Source organism: Pseudomonas sp. NPDC089752 (assembly GCF_044748725.1).
GTDB lineage: Bacteria > Pseudomonadota > Gammaproteobacteria > Pseudomonadales > Pseudomonadaceae > Aquipseudomonas.
The window spans coordinates 276,652-297,210 of record NZ_JBIVGP010000005.1 but is presented as its reverse complement, the minus strand read 5'-3'; the positions used below and the strand labels follow the sequence as shown (position 1 = coordinate 297,210).

Annotated in this window: 23 protein-coding genes; 16 read left to right on the top strand and 7 right to left on the bottom strand. The window is 63.5% G+C overall.

The features are described from left to right. Window positions 1–40: 40 nt before the first annotated feature. The gene (locus tag ACIPZF_RS10735; RefSeq protein WP_400798715.1) at window positions 41–496 is read right to left on the bottom strand and encodes a MaoC family dehydratase; all 456 of its coding nucleotides are present in this window, start codon (window positions 494–496) and stop codon (window positions 41–43) included. 144 nt (window positions 497–640) lie between these two features. Here ACIPZF_RS10735 and ACIPZF_RS10730 point away from each other — a divergent pair, with 144 nt between their 5' ends. From ACIPZF_RS10730 to ACIPZF_RS10720, 3 genes are read left to right on the top strand one after another with little or no spacing between them, the layout of a single operon-like run. Next, window positions 641–1,003, top strand: coding sequence for a CidA/LrgA family protein (locus ACIPZF_RS10730; RefSeq protein WP_400798712.1), 363 nt, complete (start codon window positions 641–643; stop codon window positions 1,001–1,003). Next, window positions 1,000–1,716, top strand: coding sequence for an LrgB family protein (locus ACIPZF_RS10725; protein WP_400798710.1), 717 nt, complete (start codon window positions 1,000–1,002; stop codon window positions 1,714–1,716). The genes ACIPZF_RS10730 and ACIPZF_RS10725 overlap by 4 nt, the downstream gene beginning before the upstream one ends. A gap of 9 nt (window positions 1,717–1,725) precedes the next feature. Then, the gene (locus ACIPZF_RS10720; protein WP_400798707.1) at window positions 1,726–2,316 is read left to right on the top strand and encodes an LON peptidase substrate-binding domain-containing protein; all 591 of its coding nucleotides are present in this window, start codon (window positions 1,726–1,728) and stop codon (window positions 2,314–2,316) included. 107 nt (window positions 2,317–2,423) lie between these two features. Here the strand turns inward: ACIPZF_RS10720 and ACIPZF_RS10715 are convergent, their stop codons facing one another. Then, the gene (locus ACIPZF_RS10715; protein WP_400798704.1) at window positions 2,424–3,740 is read right to left on the bottom strand and encodes a bifunctional DedA family/phosphatase PAP2 family protein; all 1,317 of its coding nucleotides are present in this window, start codon (window positions 3,738–3,740) and stop codon (window positions 2,424–2,426) included. Window positions 3,741–3,743: 3 nt separating this feature from the next. Beyond that, on the bottom strand, window positions 3,744–4,436 hold the full coding sequence (locus tag ACIPZF_RS10710) for a DNA-3-methyladenine glycosylase (RefSeq protein ID WP_400798701.1): 693 nt from the start codon (window positions 4,434–4,436) through the stop codon (window positions 3,744–3,746). Between the two features lie 203 nt (window positions 4,437–4,639). Here ACIPZF_RS10710 and ACIPZF_RS10705 point away from each other — a divergent pair, with 203 nt between their 5' ends. The 13 genes from ACIPZF_RS10705 to ACIPZF_RS10645 all read left to right on the top strand — a co-directional run bounded on the left by ACIPZF_RS10705 (window position 4,640) and on the right by ACIPZF_RS10645 (window position 16,974). After that, window positions 4,640–5,911 (top strand): glutamate-5-semialdehyde dehydrogenase, encoded by a 1,272-nt coding sequence (locus ACIPZF_RS10705; protein ID WP_400798698.1) that lies wholly within the window; start codon window positions 4,640–4,642, stop codon window positions 5,909–5,911. A gap of 1 nt (window position 5,912) precedes the next feature. Further along, window positions 5,913–6,572: a nicotinate-nucleotide adenylyltransferase gene (gene nadD / locus ACIPZF_RS10700; RefSeq protein ID WP_400798696.1), complete on the top strand. Its 660-nt coding sequence runs from the start codon at window positions 5,913–5,915 to the stop codon at window positions 6,570–6,572. 46 nt (window positions 6,573–6,618) lie between these two features. Then, on the top strand, window positions 6,619–7,047 hold the full coding sequence (gene rsfS, locus ACIPZF_RS10695; RefSeq protein WP_400798693.1) for a ribosome silencing factor: 429 nt from the start codon (window positions 6,619–6,621) through the stop codon (window positions 7,045–7,047). A gap of 9 nt (window positions 7,048–7,056) precedes the next feature. Continuing rightward, entirely contained in the window at window positions 7,057–7,524 is a 468-nt protein-coding gene (gene rlmH / locus ACIPZF_RS10690) for a 23S rRNA (pseudouridine(1915)-N(3))-methyltransferase RlmH (RefSeq protein ID WP_008090421.1), read from the top strand. Between the two features lie 16 nt (window positions 7,525–7,540). Beyond that, entirely contained in the window at window positions 7,541–9,430 is a 1,890-nt protein-coding gene (mrdA, locus tag ACIPZF_RS10685) for a penicillin-binding protein 2 (protein WP_400798690.1), read from the top strand. Between the two features lie 38 nt (window positions 9,431–9,468). Further along, window positions 9,469–10,572 (top strand): rod shape-determining protein RodA, encoded by a 1,104-nt coding sequence (gene rodA / locus ACIPZF_RS10680; RefSeq protein WP_400798923.1) that lies wholly within the window; start codon window positions 9,469–9,471, stop codon window positions 10,570–10,572. Between the two features lie 17 nt (window positions 10,573–10,589). Next, complete coding sequence (gene mltB / locus ACIPZF_RS10675; protein ID WP_400798687.1) at window positions 10,590–11,600, top strand: lytic murein transglycosylase B; 1,011 nt, start codon at window positions 10,590–10,592, stop codon at window positions 11,598–11,600. Next, on the top strand, window positions 11,600–12,604 hold the full coding sequence (locus ACIPZF_RS10670; protein WP_400798685.1) for a septal ring lytic transglycosylase RlpA family protein: 1,005 nt from the start codon (window positions 11,600–11,602) through the stop codon (window positions 12,602–12,604). Before mltB ends, ACIPZF_RS10670 begins: the two co-directional genes overlap by 1 nt. 181 nt (window positions 12,605–12,785) lie before the next feature. Then, complete coding sequence (locus ACIPZF_RS10665) at window positions 12,786–13,946, top strand: D-alanyl-D-alanine carboxypeptidase family protein (protein WP_400798683.1); 1,161 nt, start codon at window positions 12,786–12,788, stop codon at window positions 13,944–13,946. 75 nt (window positions 13,947–14,021) lie between these two features. Further along, a complete protein-coding gene (locus tag ACIPZF_RS10660; RefSeq protein WP_008100495.1) occupies window positions 14,022–14,297 on the top strand; it encodes a DUF493 domain-containing protein in 276 nt (91 codons plus the stop codon). Further along, on the top strand, window positions 14,297–14,944 hold the full coding sequence (gene lipB / locus ACIPZF_RS10655; protein WP_400798680.1) for a lipoyl(octanoyl) transferase LipB: 648 nt from the start codon (window positions 14,297–14,299) through the stop codon (window positions 14,942–14,944). The genes ACIPZF_RS10660 and lipB overlap by 1 nt, the downstream gene beginning before the upstream one ends. A 2-nt stretch (window positions 14,945–14,946) precedes the next feature. Then, entirely contained in the window at window positions 14,947–15,963 is a 1,017-nt protein-coding gene (gene lipA / locus ACIPZF_RS10650) for a lipoyl synthase (RefSeq protein ID WP_400798678.1), read from the top strand. Window positions 15,964–16,035: 72 nt separating this feature from the next. Then, entirely contained in the window at window positions 16,036–16,974 is a 939-nt protein-coding gene (locus tag ACIPZF_RS10645; RefSeq protein ID WP_400798675.1) for an LD-carboxypeptidase, read from the top strand. 125 nt (window positions 16,975–17,099) lie between these two features. Here the strand turns inward: ACIPZF_RS10645 and ACIPZF_RS10640 are convergent, their stop codons facing one another. The 4 genes from ACIPZF_RS10640 to lptE all read right to left on the bottom strand — a co-directional run bounded on the left by ACIPZF_RS10640 (window position 17,100) and on the right by lptE (window position 20,545). Further along, a complete protein-coding gene (locus ACIPZF_RS10640) occupies window positions 17,100–18,416 on the bottom strand; it encodes a lytic murein transglycosylase (RefSeq protein WP_400798672.1) in 1,317 nt (438 codons plus the stop codon). 60 nt (window positions 18,417–18,476) lie between these two features. Then, window positions 18,477–18,641 (bottom strand): alternative ribosome rescue factor ArfA, encoded by a 165-nt coding sequence (arfA, locus tag ACIPZF_RS10635; RefSeq protein WP_400798669.1) that lies wholly within the window; start codon window positions 18,639–18,641, stop codon window positions 18,477–18,479. A gap of 223 nt (window positions 18,642–18,864) precedes the next feature. After that, the gene (holA, locus tag ACIPZF_RS10630; protein ID WP_400798666.1) at window positions 18,865–19,902 is read right to left on the bottom strand and encodes a DNA polymerase III subunit delta; all 1,038 of its coding nucleotides are present in this window, start codon (window positions 19,900–19,902) and stop codon (window positions 18,865–18,867) included. A 37-nt stretch (window positions 19,903–19,939) separates the two neighbouring features. Continuing rightward, on the bottom strand, window positions 19,940–20,545 hold the full coding sequence (lptE, locus tag ACIPZF_RS10625) for an LPS assembly lipoprotein LptE (RefSeq protein WP_400798663.1): 606 nt from the start codon (window positions 20,543–20,545) through the stop codon (window positions 19,940–19,942). Window positions 20,546–20,559: the final 14 nt, after the last annotated feature.

Below are 20,559 nucleotides of genomic sequence, written 5' to 3'. Positions count from 1 at the left end.
ACAGCCATGGCAAGGGGCCGCGCGGCGGCCCCGAACCGGGTCAGACGAAGCAGAGCGAAAGCGGCTCGGCGATGTAGGCCGGTTTCTCTTCGCCTTCGATTTCCAGGGTCACCGTGGCTTTGAGCAACCATTGCCCAGGCTTCTTCTCGGTCACTTCGCCCAGGTCAACCTTCAGTCGCACCTTGCTGTCGACTTTCACCGGCTGAATGAAGCGCACGCTGTCCAGCCCGTAGTTGACCACCATCTTCAGGCCTTGTGGCAGGACCAGAATGTCCTCCATCAGCTTGGGGATCAGCGACAGGGTGAGGAAACCGTGGGCGATGGTGCTGCCGAAGGGCGTTTTCGCCGCCTTTTCCGGGTCGACATGAATGAACTGAAAATCGCCGGTGGCTTCGGCGAACAGGTTGATGCGTTGCTGATCGATCTTCAGCCAGTCGGAACGTCCCAGTTCCTTTCCAACGTACTGCGCAAGCTCGGTAACCGGTACATAGGGCATCGCGACTCTCCAAGTTGTCATTTGGTACGAAGGTGCAAGATCAGCACGGCGCATCGCTGCAGTCAAGTTGCCAGTATTCGGGCGAATACCCGCTTATAGCTTGAGGCGTGCTTATAATGGCCAGCATGCCCGAAGGAGATCCTTATGCTGTTGCGTGGTTTGACCTGGCTGGTGTTGTTTCAGCTGCTGGGTACGGCGATCAATCATTTGTTCGTGCCGATACTGCCGGGGCCGATCATCGGCCTGTTGCTGTTGCTGTTCTTCCTCATGGCACGGGGTGAGGTCGGCAAGCCGCTGAACGAGGCGTCCAGCAGCCTGCTGCGTTACCTGCCATTGCTGCTGGTGCCACCGGCGGTGGGGGTGATGGTGTATGCCAAGGATATCGCCGCTGACTTCTGGGCCATCGCCGGAGCCTTGCTGATTTCCTGCCTGCTTACCCTGGTGTTCGTCGGCGTGCTGATGCAGAAACTCATGCAGCGCCAGGGCAAGCGTGAGGAGCAGTCATGATGTTCGATTGGCAAGGCGCACTGGATGCCGTCGTCCACCACCCGCTGTTCGGCATCGGTATCACCCTGGGCGCTTACCAGGTGGTGCTGGCCGCCTACGAGAAGACCCGCTGGATTTTCCTGCAACCGGTGCTGGTGTCGATGTTGCTGGTGATCGGCGTGCTGCTGCTGGGCGGCATCGACTATCGCGAGTACCGCAAGAGCACCGAGATCATGAACATTCTCCTCGGCCCGGCCACGGTAGCCCTGGCCGTGCCGCTTTATCTCAACCTGCGGCGGATCCGTCAGCTGTTCTGGCCGACATTTACTACGCTGGTAATCGGGGGCCTGTTCGCCACGCTCTGTTGCCTGCTGCTAGGCTGGTGGTTCGGCGCCGAGCACATGATCCTGATGACCATGGCGCCCAAGTCGGTGACTTCGCCGATTGCCATGCTGGTTGCCGAGCAGATTGGCGGTGTGGCGGCGCTGGCGGCGGTGTTCGTGCTGATTACCGGGGTGATCGGTGCGATCTTCGGCCCGGCGCTGTTGAGCCGGTGTGGAGTCTACAGCCCCGAGGCGCGCGGCATGTCGTTGGGGGTGACGGCGCATGCGGTGGGCACGTCGGTGGCCCTGCAGGAAAGTGACGAGTGCGGCGCGTTTGCCGCGTTGGCGATGAGCTTGATGGGCGTAGCGACGGCGGTGTTCCTGCCGTTGGCAGTCAGTCTGGTGGCTTGAGGAATTGTGATGACGCTACCGTTGTTTCCGCTCAATACCGTGCTGTTTCCCGGGTGCCTGCTGGATTTGCAGATCTTCGAGGCGCGCTACCTGGACATGATCGGCCGCTGCATGAAGCAGGGTACCGGTTTTGGTGTGGTGTGCATCGTCGAAGGCGAGCAGGTCGGCAAGGCGCCGCCGGTGGTCGCTTCTATCGGCTGCGAGGCGCTGATCCGCGACTTTGTCCAGCAGGACAACGGCCTGCTGGGGATCCGCGTTGAAGGGGTGCGACGCTTCGAGGTGAGCCAGACCGAGGTGCAGAAGGACCAGCTGCTGCTGGGTGAAGTTGAGTGGTTGGCGGAGCTGGCGGACAGCCCGCTGACCGACCAGGATGATGACCTGCTGGCGCTGTTGGTGGCGTTGGGCGAGCACCCGATGGTCGAGGCGCTGGACATGCCGCGCGACGTCGATGGGCGCCAGGCGCTGGCCAACCAGCTGGCTTACCTGCTGCCGTTCATGGAGGAGGACAAGCTGGACCTGCTGGCGATCGACTCGCCGTCGGAGCGGTTGGCAGAGATCCAGAAGCTGCTTGAGCGGATTCAGGGTGAGTTGTTTGCCTGATGGATAGTTGTAGTTTTTACCGGCCTCTTCGCGGGGCAAGCCCGCTCCCACAGTGCTAGGTCTGTGGGAGCGGGCTTGCCCCGCGAAGAGGCCGATACTGACACCCCTCAATACTGGTAGCGCAACAACGCCTGCGGCAACGCATGCATGGCAAAAAACGCCAACAACGCGACACACGCCGGCAACACCAGCCACCAAACCCGCAACGGCAATGCATTGAGCGGCTGGCGATGCTGCACCAGGGTCAGGCTCAGCGCACACACGCAGCAAGCCAGCAATGCGCCCGCCAGAATATCAGTCGGCCAGTGCGCCCCCAGGTAAACCCGCGACAAGGCAATCGACAGCGCCGGAATGCAGCCCAGCAGAATCCAGGTCAGGCGCATCCGCGGTGGCATCCCGCGCCCGGCCAGTACCGCCATCACCAGAAAGAACGCAAACGACGCCGAGCTGTGCCCACTGGGCATGCTGTAGGTGGTCAGCGGGTCACTCAGCACTTCCGGTCGCGCCCGGGCGAACAGCCACTTCAGCGAACCATTGGCGATGGCCGTGCCCATCAGCGCGCCCCCTGCAAACAGTGCATGCCGCCATTGGCGCGCAAGCAGCAGCAGGCCGGTGAGCAATCCGCCCAGGAACAACTGAGTGCGGAAGTCACCCAGGCGCGTCACCACCACCACGATACCGTCGACGGCCTGGCTGCGATGCTCCTGCACCAGGGTCATCACGCCCTGGTCGAACTCGTGCAGATAGGGCCAGCCGAGAAATACACCTGCTAGGGCCAGGAAGCTCAAGCCGGCGATCAATCGCGTGCCATGGCGCTGGTCACGGATGCTGCTGTTCAGGCTCAAGCCAATCAGCACCGCCAGAGTACCGGCGATGATGCCCGCGTCCAGCCAGAACCCTTCCGGCAGCGGCAGGCGCATGGCCGCGCCAGTGGCCCAGCCTGGCAGCAGGTAGGCGACCGACCAGCCGGCACCCGCCACCAGGCTGACGGCGATGAAACGCGGCAGCGGCATGTCGAACATGCCCGCGACCATCGGCAGCATTGGCCGCAACGGGCCGATGAAACGGCCCACCAGCAGGCTGGCAATGCCATAACGCTGGAAGTAGGTTTCGGCGCTGCCGATCCATTCCGGGTGGTGGCGCAGTAGCGGCAACCGGCGGATGTTCTGGTGAAAGTACTTGCCTATCGTGTACGACAGGGCATCGCCGAGCAGGCCGCCGAGAAAGCCCAGCAACAAGGTTTCGCCCAGCGTGAAGGCGCCGCTGCCAGCCAGTACCGCCACGGCGAACAACAGCACGGTACCCGGCACGATGATGCCGGCGATGGCCAGGCACTCGATGCAGGCCACCAGGAAAATTGCCACGCCAAGCCACTGCGGGTTGGCGCTGAGCCAGCCGGTCAGGCTGTCGAGCCATTGGCCCATGTTTCAGCTTCCTTGTTCGATGATTGAGAAGTCTTGCCCTTCGACTTGGCCCCGACGCAGCGGGTTCCGGGTGCAAAAGCGGGCATATTCGGCGTCGACGAAGCGGTAGGGCAGGTGCTCGTCGCGGCCATGGGGGATGCCCAGGCGGGCGGCCTGGATAATCCGTGGCACGGCTATACCGCAATCCTCGACATACAAGCGCTCGGGGTCGAAACGCTGCGCATCCCAGTGTGGCACCTTGAGGCCCAGGGCACGGCACAGCAGGGTCTGGCCGGCGCACAGGCGTTCGGCAGGGCGCAGGTTGCCACTGGCATCGGGATTGTTCAGTTGCATCTGCGCCAGGCTGTTGGCGTCGGAGAGGGCGTCCACCCAGGGGTAGGCGGATTTTATCAACACGGCGTTACCCGGCCCGTGAGCGCTGAAGTTCAGCGAATCGCCACCGCGGGCGTAATACATGTAGATGTGCCCGCCATCGAGAAACAACGCCTTGCGTTTCTCCGTGTAGCCGAGCGAGGCATGGCTGCCCTTGTCGGCCAGGTAATAGGCCTCGGTCTCGATGATGCGTGCGGCCAGCCACAGGTCGCCATGACGATGACGGATGATCTTGCCCAGCAGTGCCTTGGCCAGGGTCTGGGCATCACGGTCGAAAAAGCTGTCGGGCAGGGCGCGGGCCGGGCAAAGGGCAGTGTCTGGCATGCTGAGGGTTCGTCGTGGTCAAGGCGCGGATGATAGCAATGAATGGCTTAAGCGAGGCTGAACCAAGCGATTTCGATAAGCGCGGTTACATCTTTCCTACAGATCCAGTCGACCAATTTCAACCATCCGCCAGCCACCGCTGGGCGTATACCTGCGCGACAGTTATAATCAGCCGATTTCCCCTTCGCCAAGACACCGAACCCATGACTGAGTCCGTTCTTGACTACATGACCCGCTTGGGTCGCGCCGCTCGCCAGGCATCCCGGGTGATCGCTCGCGCCAGCACCGCGCAGAAGAACCGCGCCCTGCAGGCTGCCGCCAATGCCCTGGACGCCGCGCGCGCCGAGCTTGCCGCAGCCAACGAACTGGACCTGGCCGCCGGCCGCGCCAATGGCCTTGAGCCAGCACTGCTCGACCGCCTGGCGCTGACCCCGGCGCGCATCGACGGCATGGTCACCGGCCTGCGCCAGGTGGCCAGCCTGCCGGACCCGGTCGGTGCCATCCGCGACATGAGCTATCGCCCATCGGGCATTCAGGTGGGCAAGATGCGCGTGCCGCTGGGGGTGATCGGGATCATCTACGAATCGCGCCCGAACGTGACCATCGATGCCGCCAGCCTGTGCCTGAAATCGGGCAACGCCACCATCCTGCGTGGCGGTTCCGAGGCGATTCACTCCAACCGCGCCATTGCCGCCTGCATCCAGCGTGGCCTGGCCGAAGCCGGCCTGCCGGCAGCGGTGGTGCAAGTGGTCGAGACCACCGACCGTGAAGCGGTCGGCGCGCTGATCAGCATGCCCGAATTCGTCGACGTCATCGTCCCACGCGGTGGCCGTGGCCTGATCGAACGCATCAGCCGCGATGCCCGCGTGCCGGTAATCAAGCACCTGGACGGTATCTGCCATGTCTATGTGGCTGAACACGCCGACCTGGACAAGGCCTGGCGCGTTGCCTTCAACGCCAAGACCTACCGTTACGGCATCTGCGGCGCCATGGAAACCCTGCTGGTGGATCAGCGCGTGGCCGAAGGCTTCTTGCCGGAAATGGCCCGCCGCTTCCAGGAGAAGGGCGTCGAGCTGCGCGGTTGCGAGCGCACCCGAGCCCTGATCGATGCCAAACCGGCCAGCGAAGACGACTGGCACACCGAGTACCTCGACGCCATCCTGTCGATTCGTGTGGTCGACGGCCTGGACCAGGCCATCGAGCACATCAACCACTATGGCTCGCACCACACCGATTCGATCATCACCGAACACCAGGGCCAGGCTCGCCAGTTCATGGCTGAAGTCGATTCGGCGTCGGTGATGCTCAACACCCCGACCTGCTTCGCCGACGGTTTCGAATATGGCCTGGGTGCGGAAATCGGCATTTCCACCGACAAACTGCACGCCCGCGGCCCGGTCGGCCTGGAAGGCCTTACCTGCGAGAAATACGTGGTGATCGGCGACGGCCAACTGCGCGGCCAGGAGTCCTGCTGAGTTGAGCAAGGCCCAGGCAGTCCGGCGCATCGGCATTCTTGGCGGTACCTTCGACCCCGTGCACATCGGCCACCTGCGCAGCGCGCTGGAAGTGGCCGAGTTCATGGCGCTCGATGAGCTGCGCCTGTTGCCCAATGCCCGGCCGCCGCACCGCGACACCCCGCAAGTAGCGGCGCAAGATCGCCTGGCGATGGTGCGCGAGGCCGTGCAAGGCGTCGAACGCCTGAGCGTGGATGCCCGCGAACTGGAGCGCGACAAGCCGTCCTACACCCTCGACACGCTGGAATCGATCCGCGCCGAACTGGCTGCCAACGACCAGCTGTTCCTGGTGCTGGGCTGGGACGCCTTCTGCGGCCTGCCCAGCTGGCACCGCTGGGAAGAACTGCTGCAACACTGTCACATCCTGGTGCTGCAACGCCCGGATGCCGACGTTGAACCCCCTGACGAGCTGCGCAACCTGCTGGCTGCGCGCTCCGAGAGCGATCCCACCGCCATGTCCGGCCCGGCGGGAAACATTTCGTTCGTCTGGCAGACGCCGCTTGCGGTGTCGGCTACACAGATCCGACAGCTGCTGGCCAGCGGCAAGTCGGTGAGGTTCCTGGTGCCGGACGCCGTACTGGCCTACATCGAGGCGCACGAGCTGTATCGTGTGCCTAACTGAAGGTGCCCAGCGGGCACCTCATTCAACGAGTTGAACGAGTTTTCATATGAGCAAGCAAATCAAAGATATCAAAGGCGAAGACCTGGTCAAACTGACCGTCAGCGCGCTGGAAGACGTCAAGGCCCAGGACATCCAGATCATCGACGTGCGCGAAAAGCACAGCCTGACCGACTACATGATCATTGCCACCGGTACCTCCAACCGCCAGATCAACGCGATGCTGGAAAAGGTCCGTGAAGCGGTCAAGAAAGAAGGCGCACAGCCGCTGGGCGAAGAAGGCAAGGGCGACAGCGACTGGGTGCTGCTGGACCTGAACGACGTCATCGTCCACATGATGACCGCCGCGGCCCGTCAGTTCTACGACCTGGAGCGCCTGTGGCTGGGTGCCGAGCAAAGCCGCGCCGCCGATGCCAAGCACCACAGCCCGGAAAACGCCAGCGACTACTTCACCGACAAGCTCAAAGACCGGGAATAAGGAAGCGTCGTGCGTCTGCGCCTGATCGCGGTCGGCTCGCGCATGCCCAAGTGGGTCGAGGAAGGCTGGCATGAATATGCCAAGCGCCTGCCCCAGGAGCTGTCGCTCGAGCTGGTGGAAATCCCGCTGAACACCCGTGGCAAGAATGCCGACGTCGCTCGCCTGATTCGTCAGGAGGGCGAGGCCATGCTGAGCAAGGTTCAGCCTGGTGAACGCATTGTCACGCTTGAGGTCCATGGCAAGCCCTGGAGCACCGAGCAGCTGGCGACCGAACTGGACCGCTGGCGCCTGGATTCGCGCACGGTGAATTTGATGGTGGGCGGCCCGGAAGGGCTGGCGCCTGAGGTCTGTGCGCGCGCCGAGCAACGCTGGTCGCTGTCGCCGCTGACCTTGCCGCACCCGTTGGTAAGGATACTCATCGGCGAGCAGATCTACCGCGCCTGGACCGTGTTGTCCGGGCACCCTTACCACAAATGAGCCTGTAAGCAGTCCGATGTCGCAGCCGATCCGTCTCAAGGACCACGAGAAAGACGCCCGCCTGGTGCGTAACCGCGTCGTGTTCGGCGCGGTGGCGATCATGCTGCTTATCTGCGTGCTGATCGCGCGGCTGTACTACTTGCAGATCGTCCAGTACGACTACCACTCGACGCTGTCGGAGAACAACCGGGTGCATGTGCAGCCGATTCCGCCGACGCGCGGGCTGATCTTCGACCGAAACGGGGTGATCATCGCCGATAACCGGCCTAGTTTCAGCCTGTCCATGACCCGCGAACGTGCGGGTAACTGGCAGGAAGTGCTGGACACCATCGTCGAAGTGCTGGGCCTGACGGCGGACGATCGGGCAATCTTCGAAAAGCGCATGCGTCAGGGGCGCCGGCCGTTCGAGCCGGTGCCGATCCTGTTCGAGCTCAACGAAGAGCAGATCGCCCGCGTGGCGGTCAACCAGTTCCGCCTGCCTGGGGTTGAAGTGGTCGCCCAGCTGGTCCGGCATTACCCGCAGGGGGCGCATTTCGCCCACTCTGTCGGCTATGTCGGGCGGATCAACGAGAAAGAGCTGAAAAGCCTGGACCCGGTGAACTACAGCGGCACTCACCACATTGGCAAGACCGGTATCGAGCGCTTCTACGAAGACGAACTGCACGGCCAGGTCGGTTACGAGGAAGTCGAGACCAACGCCCGTGGCCGAGTGCTGCGCGTGCTCAAGCGCACCGACCCCAAGCCCGGCAAGGACATCGTGCTGAGCCTCGACATCAAGCTTCAGGAAGCCGCCGAGGCCGCCCTGGCCGGGCGACGGGGAGCTGTGGTGGCGCTCGATCCTCGTACCGGCGAGGTGCTGGCGATGGTCAGCCAGCCGAGCTTCGACCCTAACCTCTTCGTCACCGGCATCAGCTTCAAGGCATACGCCGAGCTACGCGATTCGATCGACCGCCCGCTGTTCAACCGAGTGCTGCGTGGGTTGTACCCGCCGGGCTCGACCATCAAACCCGCCGTGGCCATCGCCGGCCTGGACAGCGGCGTGGTCAACGCCGGCAGCCGGGTGTTCGACCCCGGCTACTACCAGCTGCCCAATTACGATCACAAGTACCGTAACTGGAACCGCAGCGGTGATGGCTGGGTCGACCTGGACACCGCGATCATGCGTTCCAATGACACCTATTTCTACGACCTTGCCCACAAGATGGGCATCGATCGGCTGTCCAGCTACATGAACAAGTTCGGCATTGGCCAAAAGGTTGCCCTCGACATGTTCGAGGAGTCGGCCGGGCTGATGCCGTCGCGCGAATGGAAGCGCGCCACCCGCCGCCAGGCCTGGTTCCCCGGTGAAACGCTGATTCTCGGCATCGGCCAGGGTTACATGCAGGCCACGCCGTTGCAGTTGGCCCAGGCCACTGCGCTGATCGCCAACAAGGGCGTGTGGAACCGCCCGCACCTGGCCAAGACCATCGAAGGCCAGCCGCCGGTAGACCCCAACCCCATGGAAAACATCATCCTGCGCGACAAGTCCGACTGGGCCAAGGTCACCCACGGCATGGAGCAGGTCATGCACGGCGCTCGCGGGACGGCGCGCAAGGCCGCGCTTGGCGCGCAATACCGTATCGCCGGCAAGAGCGGTACCGCCCAGGTTGTAGCGATCAAGCAAGGCGAGAAATACGACCGCAACAAACTTCAGGAGCGCCACCGCGACCACGCGCTGTTCGTCGCCTTTGCCCCGGCTGACGATCCGAAGATCGTCGTCTCGGTGATGGTCGAGAACGGCGAGTCCGGCTCTGGCGTCGCCGCGCCCGTGGTGCGGCAGATCATGGACGCCTGGCTGCTCGACGACAGCGGCCGGCTCAAACCTGAGTTCGCTCCTGCCACCGTCGCCCAGGAAACGGCCCCGTGATGAACAATTTCGATCGCATGCTCTCCAGCGAGGACGTGATGCGTCGACGCGCCAGCTTTCTGCAGCGCATCCACATCGACGGCCCCTTGCTGGTCATTCTGCTGACCCTCGCGGCCGGCAGCCTGTTCGTACTCTATTCGGCCAGCGGCAAGAACTGGGACCTGCTGCTCAAGCAGGCCACCTCGTTCGGCATCGGCCTGGTATCGATGTTCGTCATCGCCCAGCTCGAACCGCGCTTCATGGCCCGCTGGGTGCCGCTGGCCTACCTGACCGGGGTGTTGCTGCTGGTGGTGGTGGACGTCATGGGCCACAACGCCATGGGTGCCACGCGCTGGATCAACATCCCGGGGGTAATCCGCTTCCAGCCCTCGGAATTCATGAAGATCATCATGCCGGCGACCATCGCCTGGTACCTGTCCAAGCGCACCTTGCCGCCGCAGCTCAAGCACGTGGCGATCAGCCTGGTGCTGATCGGCGTGCCGTTCATCCTCATCGTCCGCCAGCCGGACCTGGGGACGGCGTTGCTGATCCTGGCCTCCGGCGCCTTCGTGCTGTTCATGGGCGGGCTGCGCTGGCGCTGGATTCTCAGCGTGCTGACGGCGGCGGTGCCGGTGGCGGTGGCGATGTGGTTCTTCGTCATGCACGACTACCAGAAGCAGCGCGTGCTGACCTTCCTCGACCCGGAAAGCGACCCGCTGGGCACCGGCTGGAACATCATCCAGTCCAAGGCGGCGATCGGCTCCGGCGGGGTATTTGGCAAGGGCTGGCTGCTGGGCACCCAGTCGCACCTGGACTTCCTCCCGGAAAGTCACACCGACTTCATCATCGCCGTACTTGGCGAGGAATTCGGCCTGGTCGGCATCTGCCTGCTGCTGATCGTCTACCTGCTGCTGATCGGCCGAGGCCTGATGATCACAGCGCAGGCGCAGACCCTGTTCGGGAAGCTGCTGGCGGGCAGCCTGACCATGACATTCTTTGTATATGTGTTCGTCAATATCGGTATGGTCAGTGGCCTTCTGCCCGTTGTGGGCGTGCCGCTGCCCTTCATTAGTTATGGCGGAACTTCGTTGGTGACGCTGCTGTCAGCGTTTGGCGTTTTGATGTCGATCCACACGCACCGCAAATGGATCGCACAGGTTTGAATAAGGTGAAGAATTTCATGCAAGCAGTGCGTAACTGGGCTGCCCGTTGTGCGCCGTGGATCGGTGCGGTGAGCCTGTTCGGCGCTGCCACGCAGGCACACGCCGGGGATTACGACAGCTCGCCCCAGGTGGCCGAGTTCGTCGGCCAGATGAGTCGCGACTACGGCTTTGCCAGCGAACAGCTGATGGGCGTGTTCCGTGAGGTGCAGCGCAAGCAGTCGATTCTCGACGCCATTTCGCGGCCGGCCGAGCGGGTCAAGCCGTGGAAGGATTACCGGCCGATGTTCATCACCGACGCGCGCATCGCCCGTGGTGTGGACTTCTGGCGCCAGCACGAAGCGGTACTGGCCCGTGCCGAGCAGCAATACGGCGTGCCCGCGCAATACATCGTGTCGATCATTGGCGTGGAAACTTTCTTTGGCCGCAACACCGGCAACTACCGGGTGATCGATGCGCTGTCGACCCTGGGCTTCGATTACCCGCCGCGCGCCGAATTCTTCCGCAAGGAGCTGCGCGAATACCTGTTGCTGGCGCGTGACGAACAACTCGACCCGCTGACCCTCAAGGGTTCCTACGCCGGTGCCATGGGGCTGCCACAGTTCATGCCGAGCAGTTTCCGCCATTACGCGGTGGACTTCGACGGCGACGGCCACATCAATATCTGGAACAACCCGGACGATGCCATCGGCAGCGTCGCCAGTTACTTCCAGCGCCATGGCTGGGTGGCAGGCGAGGGCGTGGTCAGCCGCGCCCAGGTTGCCGGGGCACGGGCCGATGAGGGCCTGACCAGCGGTATCGAGCCGGTCAAAACCGTCGGGGAGTTGCGAGCGCTGGGCTGGTCGGGCCATGATGCGCTGCGCGATGATCTGCCGGTTACCGCCTTCCGCCTTGAAGGCGAGAACGGCCCCGAATACTGGATGGGCCTGAAGAACTTCTACGCGATCACTCGCTACAACCGCAGTGTGATGTATGCCATGGCGGTGCATCAGCTTGCGGAACAGCTGGTCCAAGCACGGGGCGTCAAGTAATGCGCGCAATTTTCTCTGCCAATACCTTCAAGCTGCTGACCTGCATGACCGTCGGCATGTTGCTGGTCAGCTGCTCCTCCAGCCGCCCGACCTCCACGCAAAGCAGCGGCAACACCGTTCGCGCCCAGCCTGGCCTGGACATCAACCGGGCGCACAAGGACGGTGCGCCGTGGTGGGACGTGGACGTCAACAAGATCCCCGACGCCACACCGACCGTGCACACCGGCAACTACAAGGCCAACCCATACACGGTGCTGGGCAAGACCTACTACCCGATGCAGGACTCGCGCAACTACCGCGCCGAAGGCACCGCATCGTGGTACGGCACCAAGTTCCACGGGCAGAACACCGCCAACGGCGAGCTCTACGACCTGTACGGCATGAGCGCGGCGCACAAGACCTTGCCGCTGCCGGCCTACGTGCGGGTGACCAACCTGGCCAACGGCCGCAGCGTGATCCTGCGGGTCAATGACCGTGGCCCGTTTTATTCCGACCGCATCATCGACCTGTCCTACGCCGCGGCGAAAAAACTCGGCTATGCCGAGAGCGGCACCGCGCACGTGCGCGTCGAAGGTATCGACCCGCAGCAGTGGTGGGCGCAGAAGGGCCAGCAGCCGCCTTTGATGCTCAAGGAGCCGCAGTCCGCCCAACCCCAGGCGATTGCCGCCACTACCGGGCGCGTCGAGCAATGGACCCCGCCGCCGCAGCAGCACGCGGCACCGGTGGTGCCGGTGCAGGTGGGCGGCAACAGCGTGCCGGCCGGCAACGGCGGCAACGTGCTTCAGGTCGGCGCCTTCGCCAACCCGGACGCCGCCGAGCTGCTGCGTTCGAAGTTGAGCACCATGGTCAGCGCGCCGGTGTTCATCAGCTCCATCGTGCGTAACCAGCAAACCCTGCACCGCGTGCGCCTGGGGCCGTTCAACAACCAGGGCGAGATCCAGCAGGCGCAGGACAGCATTCGCCTGGCGAACCTTGGGCAGGCCAAGCTGGTCACAGCGGACTGACCTGTCGGTTTTGTCATGAATTGCCGGGCGCGGGCATGTACAATGTCCGCTTTTGCCCGCAGCGACATAACGCCGCACTTCAGTGGGCCAGGCCTATGGCCACAAAACTAGACTGACTGGCGCTGGGCACACGATGTGGCCCAGGGAACATCTCAGACCATTAGCGATTTTCGAGAGACGGATGAACATCACCAACCTTGCCAAACGACTTTGCCTGCCCGTACTGCTGCTGATCACGCCTGTCGCCTTCGCGGCAGAGCAGATGATGCCGGCACCCCCACAACTGGCAGCCAAGTCCTACGTACTCATGGACGCGTCCAGCGGCAACGTGCTGGTCGAGAACAACGGTGACGAGCGTCTGCCGCCAGCCAGCCTGACCAAGCTGATGACCGCCTACATCGCCACCCTGGACATCCGTCGTGGCCAGATCGGCGAAAACGACCCGGTCACCGTCAGTGAAAACGCCTGGCGTACCGGCGGTTCGCGCATGTTCATCAAGGTGGGCAGCCAGGTGACCGTCAGCGACCTGCTGCACGGCATCATCATCCAGTCGGGCAACGATGCCTCGGTCGCCCTGTCCGAACACATCGCCGGCAGCGAAGACGCCTTTGCCGACATGATGAACAAGACCGCCGCCGACCTGGGTATGGCCAACAGCCACTTCATGAACCCGACTGGCCTGCCAAATCCGGATCACTACTCGTCGGCGCACGACATGGCCCTGCTGGCCCGTGCGATCATCAACGTCGACCCGGCGCACTACGCGATCTACTCGCAGAAAGAGTTCTTCTGGAACAACATCAAACAGCCGAACCGCAACCTGCTGCTGTGGCGTGACAAGACCGTCGATGGCCTGAAAACCGGCCACACCGAAGAAGCCGGCTACTGCATGGTGGCTTCGGCAGTGCGTGACGGCCAGCGCCTGATCGCCGTGGTGTTCGGCACCAACAGCGAGCAATCGCGCGCCGCCGAAACCCAGAAGCTGCTGACCTACGGCTTCCGCTTCTTCGAAACCCAGACCTTCTACCAGAAGGGCACCGAGCTGGCCCAGGCGCCGGTCTGGAAAGGCGCCACCAGCATCGTCAAGGCTGGCCTGGCCGACGACCTGACCATGACTATGCCTAAAGGCCAATTGAAGCGCCTGCAGGCTTCGATGACCATGAACCCGCAGATCACCGCACCGATCGCCAAAGGTGACGTGATCGGTAAAGTGGAAGTCAAACTGGACGAGAACGTGGTTCACAGCGCCGACCTGATCGCCCTCGACGGCGTCGAGGAAGGTGGTTTCATCCGTCGTATGTGGGATAGCATCCGTCTATTCTTCTACGGGTTGTTCAACTGATAACGTGACCTGCCACGCCCCCGTCGACTCTGCGGGGGCGTTGTTGTTGCCACGGCTTACGAGGCCGTTTCCGCCATGAGCGAACCTGACGTCAAGTCGCACAAAATCGAATTCCCCTGCGCCGATTACCCGATCAAGGTCATCGGCGATACCGTTGTCGGCTTCAAGGACATGGTGATCGAAGTCCTGAGCAAGCACGCCAAGGTCGACCTTTCCACCCTGGCCGAGCGCCAGAGCAAGGAAGGCAAGTACACCACGGTGCAATTGCACATCGTTGCCGAAAGCGAGAACCAGCTGCACGACATCAACAGTGCCCTGCGTGCCACCGGCATCGTGAAAATGGTGCTGTGATGCCCCTTTGTCTCGGTGTTCGCGATCTTGGCCTGCAGCCCTATGAACCGGTGCTGCAAGCCATGCGTCGCTTCACCGAGCAGCGTAGCCCGGACAGCCAGGACGAAATCTGGCTGGTCGAGCACCCCGCGGTCTTCACCCAGGGCCAGGCCGGCAAGGCCGAGCACCTGCTGGTGCCGGGCGACATCCCGGTGGTGCAGACCGACCGTGGCGGCCAGGTAACCTACCACGGCCCCGGGCAACTGGTGGCCTATCTGCTGCTGGACGTGCGCCGCCTGGGCTTTGGCGTGCGCGAGCTGGTCAGCCGCATCGAGCAGACGCTGATCGAGCTGCTCGCCAGCTACGGCGTCACGGCCACGGCCAAGCCCGATGCGCCGGGTGTCTATGTCGATGGAGCGAAAATCGCCTCCCTCGGCCTGCGAATCCGCAACGGCCGTTCCTTTCACGGCCTTGCTCTGAACGTGGACATGGACCTTGCGCCATTCCGCCGAATCAACCCCTGCGGGTATGCGGGGCTGGCCATGACCCAGCTGCGTGACCTGGCAGGCCCGATCGAACTCATTGAGGTCAGGACAAGGCTGCGCGGACAGCTGGTCAAGCACCTCGACTATGCTGAGCAGACGACCCTGACGGGCGGAATCGACTGAATATGACAACTGTGCAAGAAGCCGTGCCGAACCTGATAGCAACCCAGGATGTCACCCCGCGCCCCGCGCCGAAGAAGGTGGAAGCTGGCGTTAAACTGCGTGGCGCCGACAAGGTCGCGCGCATCCCGGTGAAGATCATCCCCACCGACGAGCTGCCGAAGAAGCCTGACTGGATCCGCGTGCGTATCCCGGTTTCCCCCGAGGTAGACCGCATCAAGCAGCTGCTGCGCAAGCACAAGCTGCACAGCGTGTGCGAAGAAGCCTCTTGCCCGAACCTGGGCGAGTGCTTCTCCGGCGGCACCGCGACCTTCATGATCATGGGCGACATCTGCACCCGTCGCTGCCCGTTCTGCGACGTCGGCCACGGCCGGCCGAAGCCGCTGGATGTCGACGAGCCGATGAACCTGGCCGTGGCCATCGCCGACCTGCGCCTGAAGTACGTGGTGATCACCTCGGTGGACCGCGACGACCTGCGTGACGGCGGTGCCCAGCACTTCGCCGACTGCATCCGCGAGATCCGCAAGCTGTCGCCGGGCGTGCAGCTGGAAACCCTGGTGCCGGACTACCGCGGCCGTATGGACGTGGCCCTGGAGATCACCGCGCAAGAGCCGCCGGATGTGTTCAACCACAACCTCGAAACCGTACCGCGTCTGTACAAGGCCGCGCGTCCGGGTTCGGACTACGACTGGTCGCTGGACCTGCTGCAGAAGTTCAAGCAGATGGTCCCGCATGTGCCGACCAAGTCGGGCTTGATGCTGGGCCTGGGCGAAACCGACGAAGAAGTGATCGAAGTGATGCACCGCATGCGCGAGCATGACATCGACATGCTGACCCTCGGCCAGTACCTGCAGCCTTCGCGCAGCCACTTGCCGGTGCAGCGATTCGTGCACCCGGACACCTTCGCCTGGTTCGCCGAAGAAGGCTACAAGATGGGCTTCAAGAATGTCGCATCCGGCCCGCTGGTGCGCTCGTCCTACCATGCTGACCAGCAGGCGCACGAAGCCAAGATCAAGCTCTGATTCTGCTGTGAGCCATCAATGCCGATGCGCGCCGAAGGGCGGCATCGGCATTTTTGTTTTAAAGGAGCTGCAATGAATTGTGCTGACACCTACGAATCCCGTTTGCCTAAGGCGCTGCCGCGCAATGCCTGCTTCGCCATCGTTGCGCCGGCGGGCCCGGCGCGGCTGGATACACAGAAAGCCACGCAATGGTTCGCCGAGCGGGGTTACCGTTGCCGTATTTATCCAGGTGTGGAGCAGGCTCAGGGTTACCTCGCAGGTTCCGATCAGCAGCGCTTGCAGGACCTGCACGATGCCTTCGCCGACCCCGCCATCGACGCGATCCTGTGCATGCGCGGCGGCTATGGCAGCATGCGCCTGCTCGACCAGCTCGATTTCGAGTTGATTCGGCGTAACCCCAAGCCGCTGATCGGCTATAGCGACATTACCGCGCTGCTCAACGCGATTTACCGCCATGCCGGCTTGATTACCTTCCATGGGGCGATGCTCAATGCCGATCTGCTCGGCGCCAAGCGTGCACCTACCGAGTCTTCGTTACTGGCGCAATTGAGCGGCACGCTGGGCGAGGGGGACGAAATATTGCACCCGGCCGAGATCCCCTTGAGCACCGTGCTGTCGGGCTCTGCCCGCGGCCGTTTGCTGGGCGGCAATCTGTCGATACTCGGCGCTACCCTGGGCACGCTGGCGGAGGTCGAAACGAAGGGCAGCATCCTGTTCATCGAGGACGTCAATGAGCCGTTGTATCGGGTGGACCGGTTGCTGACCCAATTGCGCCTGGCCGGCAAGCTGGAGGGCGTGAAGGGGGTGTTGGTGGGGGATTTTGCCGGGATTACCTTGGCGGCGCTGACGCCGTTGCTGCAGGACATTTTTGCGCCGTTGGGTGTGCCGGTGTTGGCCGGGTGGCGCAGTGGGCATTGTGATCCGAATGTGTGCTTGCCGCTGGGGGCTGAGGTGGTGCTGGACAGCGAGCAGCAGCGCCTGGTGTTGGCGCAGGATTTGTTCAAGGCTTAAGGTGGTTGGGGCTGCTGCGCAGCCCATTCGCGGGGCAAGCCCGCTCCCACAGACGCCGAGGCTTGCGCTGTACTTGTGGGAGCGGGCTTGCCCCGCGAATGGGCCGCAAAGCGGCCCCCATTGCCTCAGCGCGAACGCAGGCTATCGAGCAGCTTATGCGTCGGGTACCCATCCGCCGGCCACCCCAGCGCCTGCTGGGCGTTGCGAATAGCCTTGCGGGTATTGGCCCCGATGATGCCATCCGGATTACCCGCCTCATGCCCGCTGGCATTGAGCAAATTCTGCAGCTCCATGCGCTCGCTGCGGCTCAGGGGCAGATCTTCCTTCGGCCAGCTGCCAGCAATGAAGCCCCAACCCGAGAAGCGATCCCCCAGCAGGCTCACCGCCAGCGCATAGGACGATGAATTGTTGTACTTGAGAATCGCACGGAAGTTGTCCAGCACCAGGAACGCCGGCCCACGAGCACCGGCCGGCAGCAGCAGGGCGGCGGACAGCTGGTTGCTGTTGGCGGGCAGTTGGGTGCCTGCAGGCAGCTTCACGCCCAGCTGCAGCCATTCGCTGACTGGCTTGCGCTGTGCGCCATCGGCCAGCCAGTAGTCGAAGCCTGCCGGCACCTGCACCTCGAAGCCCCAAGGTTGGCCACGCTTCCAGCCGGAGCTTTGCAGGTAGTGCGCGGTCGAGGCCAGGGCATCCGGCGTGCTGTTCCAGATATCCCGGCGGCCGTCGCCGTCGAAGTCCACCGCGTGGGTGTTGTAGGTGGTTGGGATGAACTGGGTCTGGCCCATGGCGCCGGCCCACGAGCCACGCATGGCTTCAGGCTGGATATCGCCGTGCTGAATGATCTGCAGGGCGGCAATCAGCTGGTCCTGGGCGAACTGCGGGCGGCGGCCTTCGTAGGCCAGGGTGGCCAGCGAGCGGATCACCGACTTGCTGCCCTGGAACTGGCCGAAGTTGCTCTCCATGCCCCATACCGACACCAGCACCTGACGATCAACGCCATAGCGCTGCTCCAGGCGGGTCAGCAACTCGGCATTCTGCTCCAGCAGTTTCTTGCCGTTGCGCACGCGCAGTGGCGACAACGCGCCTTCGAGGTATTCCCACACCGGGCGGGTGAATTCAGGCTGGCTGCGATCGGCCTTGATCACGTCCATGTCTGGCGTGACGCCGAGGAATGCACGGTCGAAGGTGCTGGCCGAAATACCGGCTTGCAGCGCTTGCTCGCGGAAACCGGCTTGCCACTGGGCAAAGGTTTGCAGTGGTTGAATTTCCATACTGACGTCGGGCGTGGCGCTGGGCAGGGTGACTGCCGGCGCGGGCTGGGCAGGGGCCAGCGGCAGGGCGTCGGCGGCGGTGGGTTTTTCCGCGCAGGCGACGAGCAGGATGAAGCTGGAGGCCGCGAGTAACTGGCGGGATTTCCAACGGGGGAGAAGACTCAAGGGCATGCACAGATCCAGAATTTCAGGTCAGGTGCCGACCATACCATGCCTGCGCTTGCGATGCTTTCATGCGGCCAAAAAGTAAGAAGCCTCCCAATCTCTCGATTGGAAGGCTTCGCGGCGGTAGCTGCCTTTGCCCTTCTCCGGTTGTTCCTGGCGGCAGCGGAACAGGGGCTGGGCGACGATGGATCTGGCCTTGTTCGGGCCGTGTTTCTTCGGCTTTTTGCTCATGGCGAGGTTCCCGGTTGGGGTGGATTGCGGGCGGACTTTAGGCCTGTAGGGAGTGTAGGGCCAATTGATTGTGTGTATGGCCCCTGGCTTGTGTGCAACCAGGATGCCTGTGGGAGCGGGCTTGTCCCGCGAACACCGGCGAAGCCGGTGCCATGCACCGCAGCGCCTGCTTCGCGGATAAATCCGCTCCTACAGGGATCGTGCGAGCCCTCGCGAACGGAGTTTATTCTGGAGGAAGACTCAATCTCTGCCCGGCCATCAGCAGCGACAGGCGCGAAAGCCCAGTCCACGGCGAACCCTCGGCCTGGCCTTTGATCTGCGCGTCGATGCGCTGAGCATCCTGCAGCAGCTGCGCCCAGCGCTGCGCCGAGAGGCGCTGCAGGGCTTTGCTGACCAAAGGCCGGCGCTTGTCCCACACCGGTGGGCGCGCCTGGCTGAAAGCCTTGTCCAGCGGCACACCCTGGCTGAACTGCTGGGCAAGCCCCGCCAACAGGCGCAGTTCACGGGCCAGCGCCCAGAGAATCACCGGTGGTTCCACGCCTTCACCGCGCAAGCCTTCAAGCATGCGCAGGGCATGCGCGGCTTCGCCGTTGAGGATGGCATCGACCAGGCCGAAGACATCGAAGCGCGCGCTGTCGGCCACGGCCGATTGCACCGTTTCGACGGTAATCTGATTGCCTTCAGCCAACAGCTTGAGCTTTTCGATTTCCTGCGCGGCGGCCAGCAGGTTGCCTTCGACCCGTGCCGCAATGAGGTCGACCGCGTCGCGCTGGGCCGAAAGCCCCGCCTGGGACAATCGCTGGTTGATCCATTGCGGTAGCTGGTGGGCATCCACCGGCCAGATCTGGATGAACTGGCAATGGGCGCCTTCGATCAAGGCCTTGCCCCATTTGGTCTTCTGCGCGCTGCCGTCGAGCTTGGGCAGGCTGATCAGCAGCAGGGTGTCTTCGGCGGGCCTGGCGCAGTATTCGATCAGGGCCGCGGCGCCCTTGTCACCGGGTTTGCCGGACGGCAGGCGCAATTCCAGCAGGCGGCGCTGGGCGAACAACGACAGGCTGGCACCGGCCTGGAGCAGAGTGCCCCAGTCGAAGTTGGCGTCGGCGCTGAACACCTGGCGCTCGTCGAAACCTTGCTGACGGGCCATGGTGCGGATGGCGTCGGCGGCTTCCTGGCACAGCAGAGGGTCGTCGCCGCTGACCACGTAGACCGGGGCCAAGGCGCCTTGCAGGTGCTTGTTGAGCTGGGCGGGGGCGAGTTTCATGGGAAACGGGCGGGGCACCGGAGTGCCCCGCGTGGGCTCAGTTGCCCGGGATTTCCAACGGCGACTGCTGCGGCGTTTCCGCCTGCTGACGGCGCGCGGCTTCCAGCGCGTCGGCTTCGGCCTTGGCGCGTTCGTCGGCCTTGCGCTGCAGCTCGTCGAGCTGCGCCGGGGTCAGGTTCTGCAGGCGTGCCATCATCGACTGCACCAGCTCGCGGCGCATTTCCACGCGGGCCTGGGTGGCTTCCTGGTCGGAGCCGGTGACGTTGCCACCGTCGCGCACGTAGATCTTGCGCACTTGAACCTTGTCGCTCAGCAGCTCCAGGTTGTTCAGGCCCAGGATGCTGTAGTTGAGGGTGGTGGTGAGTTCGTATTCGGCGGTACGGCTGCCGCCGCTGTAGCTGGCCGAGCGCTGGCCTTCCTGCTCGTTGGTCAGCTCCAGGCGGTAGGGGGCGCCGGTGTGTACGTTGACACCGCTACGCTCCAGTGCCTGGCGCAGTTGGACCACGGTCTGGCCGTAGGCGTTGCGTGCGCCGACGTCCATTTCCTTGACGCTCAGTTCGTTGGTGCCGGTGCCGCGCAGCTGGAAACCGCAGGCGCTGAGCATGACGGCCAGGCCCATTACCAGCAGATTGCGTTTGATCATGTTGTTGCTCCCTT

Excerpts from the sequence above, each read along its gene's own strand:
- ACIPZF_RS10710 (WP_400798701.1), bottom strand. The coding sequence starts at position 4,436 with ATGCCAGACACTGCCCTTTGCCCGGCCCGCGCCCTGCCCGACAGCTTT.
- ACIPZF_RS10730 (WP_400798712.1), top strand. The coding sequence starts at position 641 with ATGCTGTTGCGTGGTTTGACCTGGCTGGTGTTGTTTCAGCTGCTGGGT.
- lipB (WP_400798680.1), top strand. The coding sequence starts at position 14,297 with ATGCCCCTTTGTCTCGGTGTTCGCGATCTTGGCCTGCAGCCCTATGAA.
- mltB (WP_400798687.1), top strand. The coding sequence starts at position 10,590 with ATGCAAGCAGTGCGTAACTGGGCTGCCCGTTGTGCGCCGTGGATCGGT.
- ACIPZF_RS10645 (WP_400798675.1), top strand. The coding sequence starts at position 16,036 with ATGAATTGTGCTGACACCTACGAATCCCGTTTGCCTAAGGCGCTGCCG.
- ACIPZF_RS10670 (WP_400798685.1), top strand. The coding sequence starts at position 11,600 with ATGCGCGCAATTTTCTCTGCCAATACCTTCAAGCTGCTGACCTGCATG.
- lipA (WP_400798678.1), top strand. The coding sequence starts at position 14,947 with ATGACAACTGTGCAAGAAGCCGTGCCGAACCTGATAGCAACCCAGGAT.
- arfA (WP_400798669.1), bottom strand. The coding sequence starts at position 18,641 with ATGAGCAAAAAGCCGAAGAAACACGGCCCGAACAAGGCCAGATCCATC.
- ACIPZF_RS10660 (WP_008100495.1), top strand. The coding sequence starts at position 14,022 with ATGAGCGAACCTGACGTCAAGTCGCACAAAATCGAATTCCCCTGCGCC.
- ACIPZF_RS10720 (WP_400798707.1), top strand. The coding sequence starts at position 1,726 with ATGACGCTACCGTTGTTTCCGCTCAATACCGTGCTGTTTCCCGGGTGC.
- ACIPZF_RS10640 (WP_400798672.1), bottom strand. The coding sequence starts at position 18,416 with ATGCCCTTGAGTCTTCTCCCCCGTTGGAAATCCCGCCAGTTACTCGCG.
- ACIPZF_RS10725 (WP_400798710.1), top strand. The coding sequence starts at position 1,000 with ATGATGTTCGATTGGCAAGGCGCACTGGATGCCGTCGTCCACCACCCG.
- ACIPZF_RS10715 (WP_400798704.1), bottom strand. The coding sequence starts at position 3,740 with ATGGGCCAATGGCTCGACAGCCTGACCGGCTGGCTCAGCGCCAACCCG.
- holA (WP_400798666.1), bottom strand. The coding sequence starts at position 19,902 with ATGAAACTCGCCCCCGCCCAGCTCAACAAGCACCTGCAAGGCGCCTTG.
- mrdA (WP_400798690.1), top strand. The coding sequence starts at position 7,541 with ATGTCGCAGCCGATCCGTCTCAAGGACCACGAGAAAGACGCCCGCCTG.
- rodA (WP_400798923.1), top strand. The coding sequence starts at position 9,469 with ATGCGTCGACGCGCCAGCTTTCTGCAGCGCATCCACATCGACGGCCCC.
- ACIPZF_RS10705 (WP_400798698.1), top strand. The coding sequence starts at position 4,640 with ATGACTGAGTCCGTTCTTGACTACATGACCCGCTTGGGTCGCGCCGCT.
- ACIPZF_RS10735 (WP_400798715.1), bottom strand. The coding sequence starts at position 496 with ATGCCCTATGTACCGGTTACCGAGCTTGCGCAGTACGTTGGAAAGGAA.
- ACIPZF_RS10665 (WP_400798683.1), top strand. The coding sequence starts at position 12,786 with ATGAACATCACCAACCTTGCCAAACGACTTTGCCTGCCCGTACTGCTG.
- lptE (WP_400798663.1), bottom strand. The coding sequence starts at position 20,545 with ATGATCAAACGCAATCTGCTGGTAATGGGCCTGGCCGTCATGCTCAGC.
- rsfS (WP_400798693.1), top strand. The coding sequence starts at position 6,619 with ATGAGCAAGCAAATCAAAGATATCAAAGGCGAAGACCTGGTCAAACTG.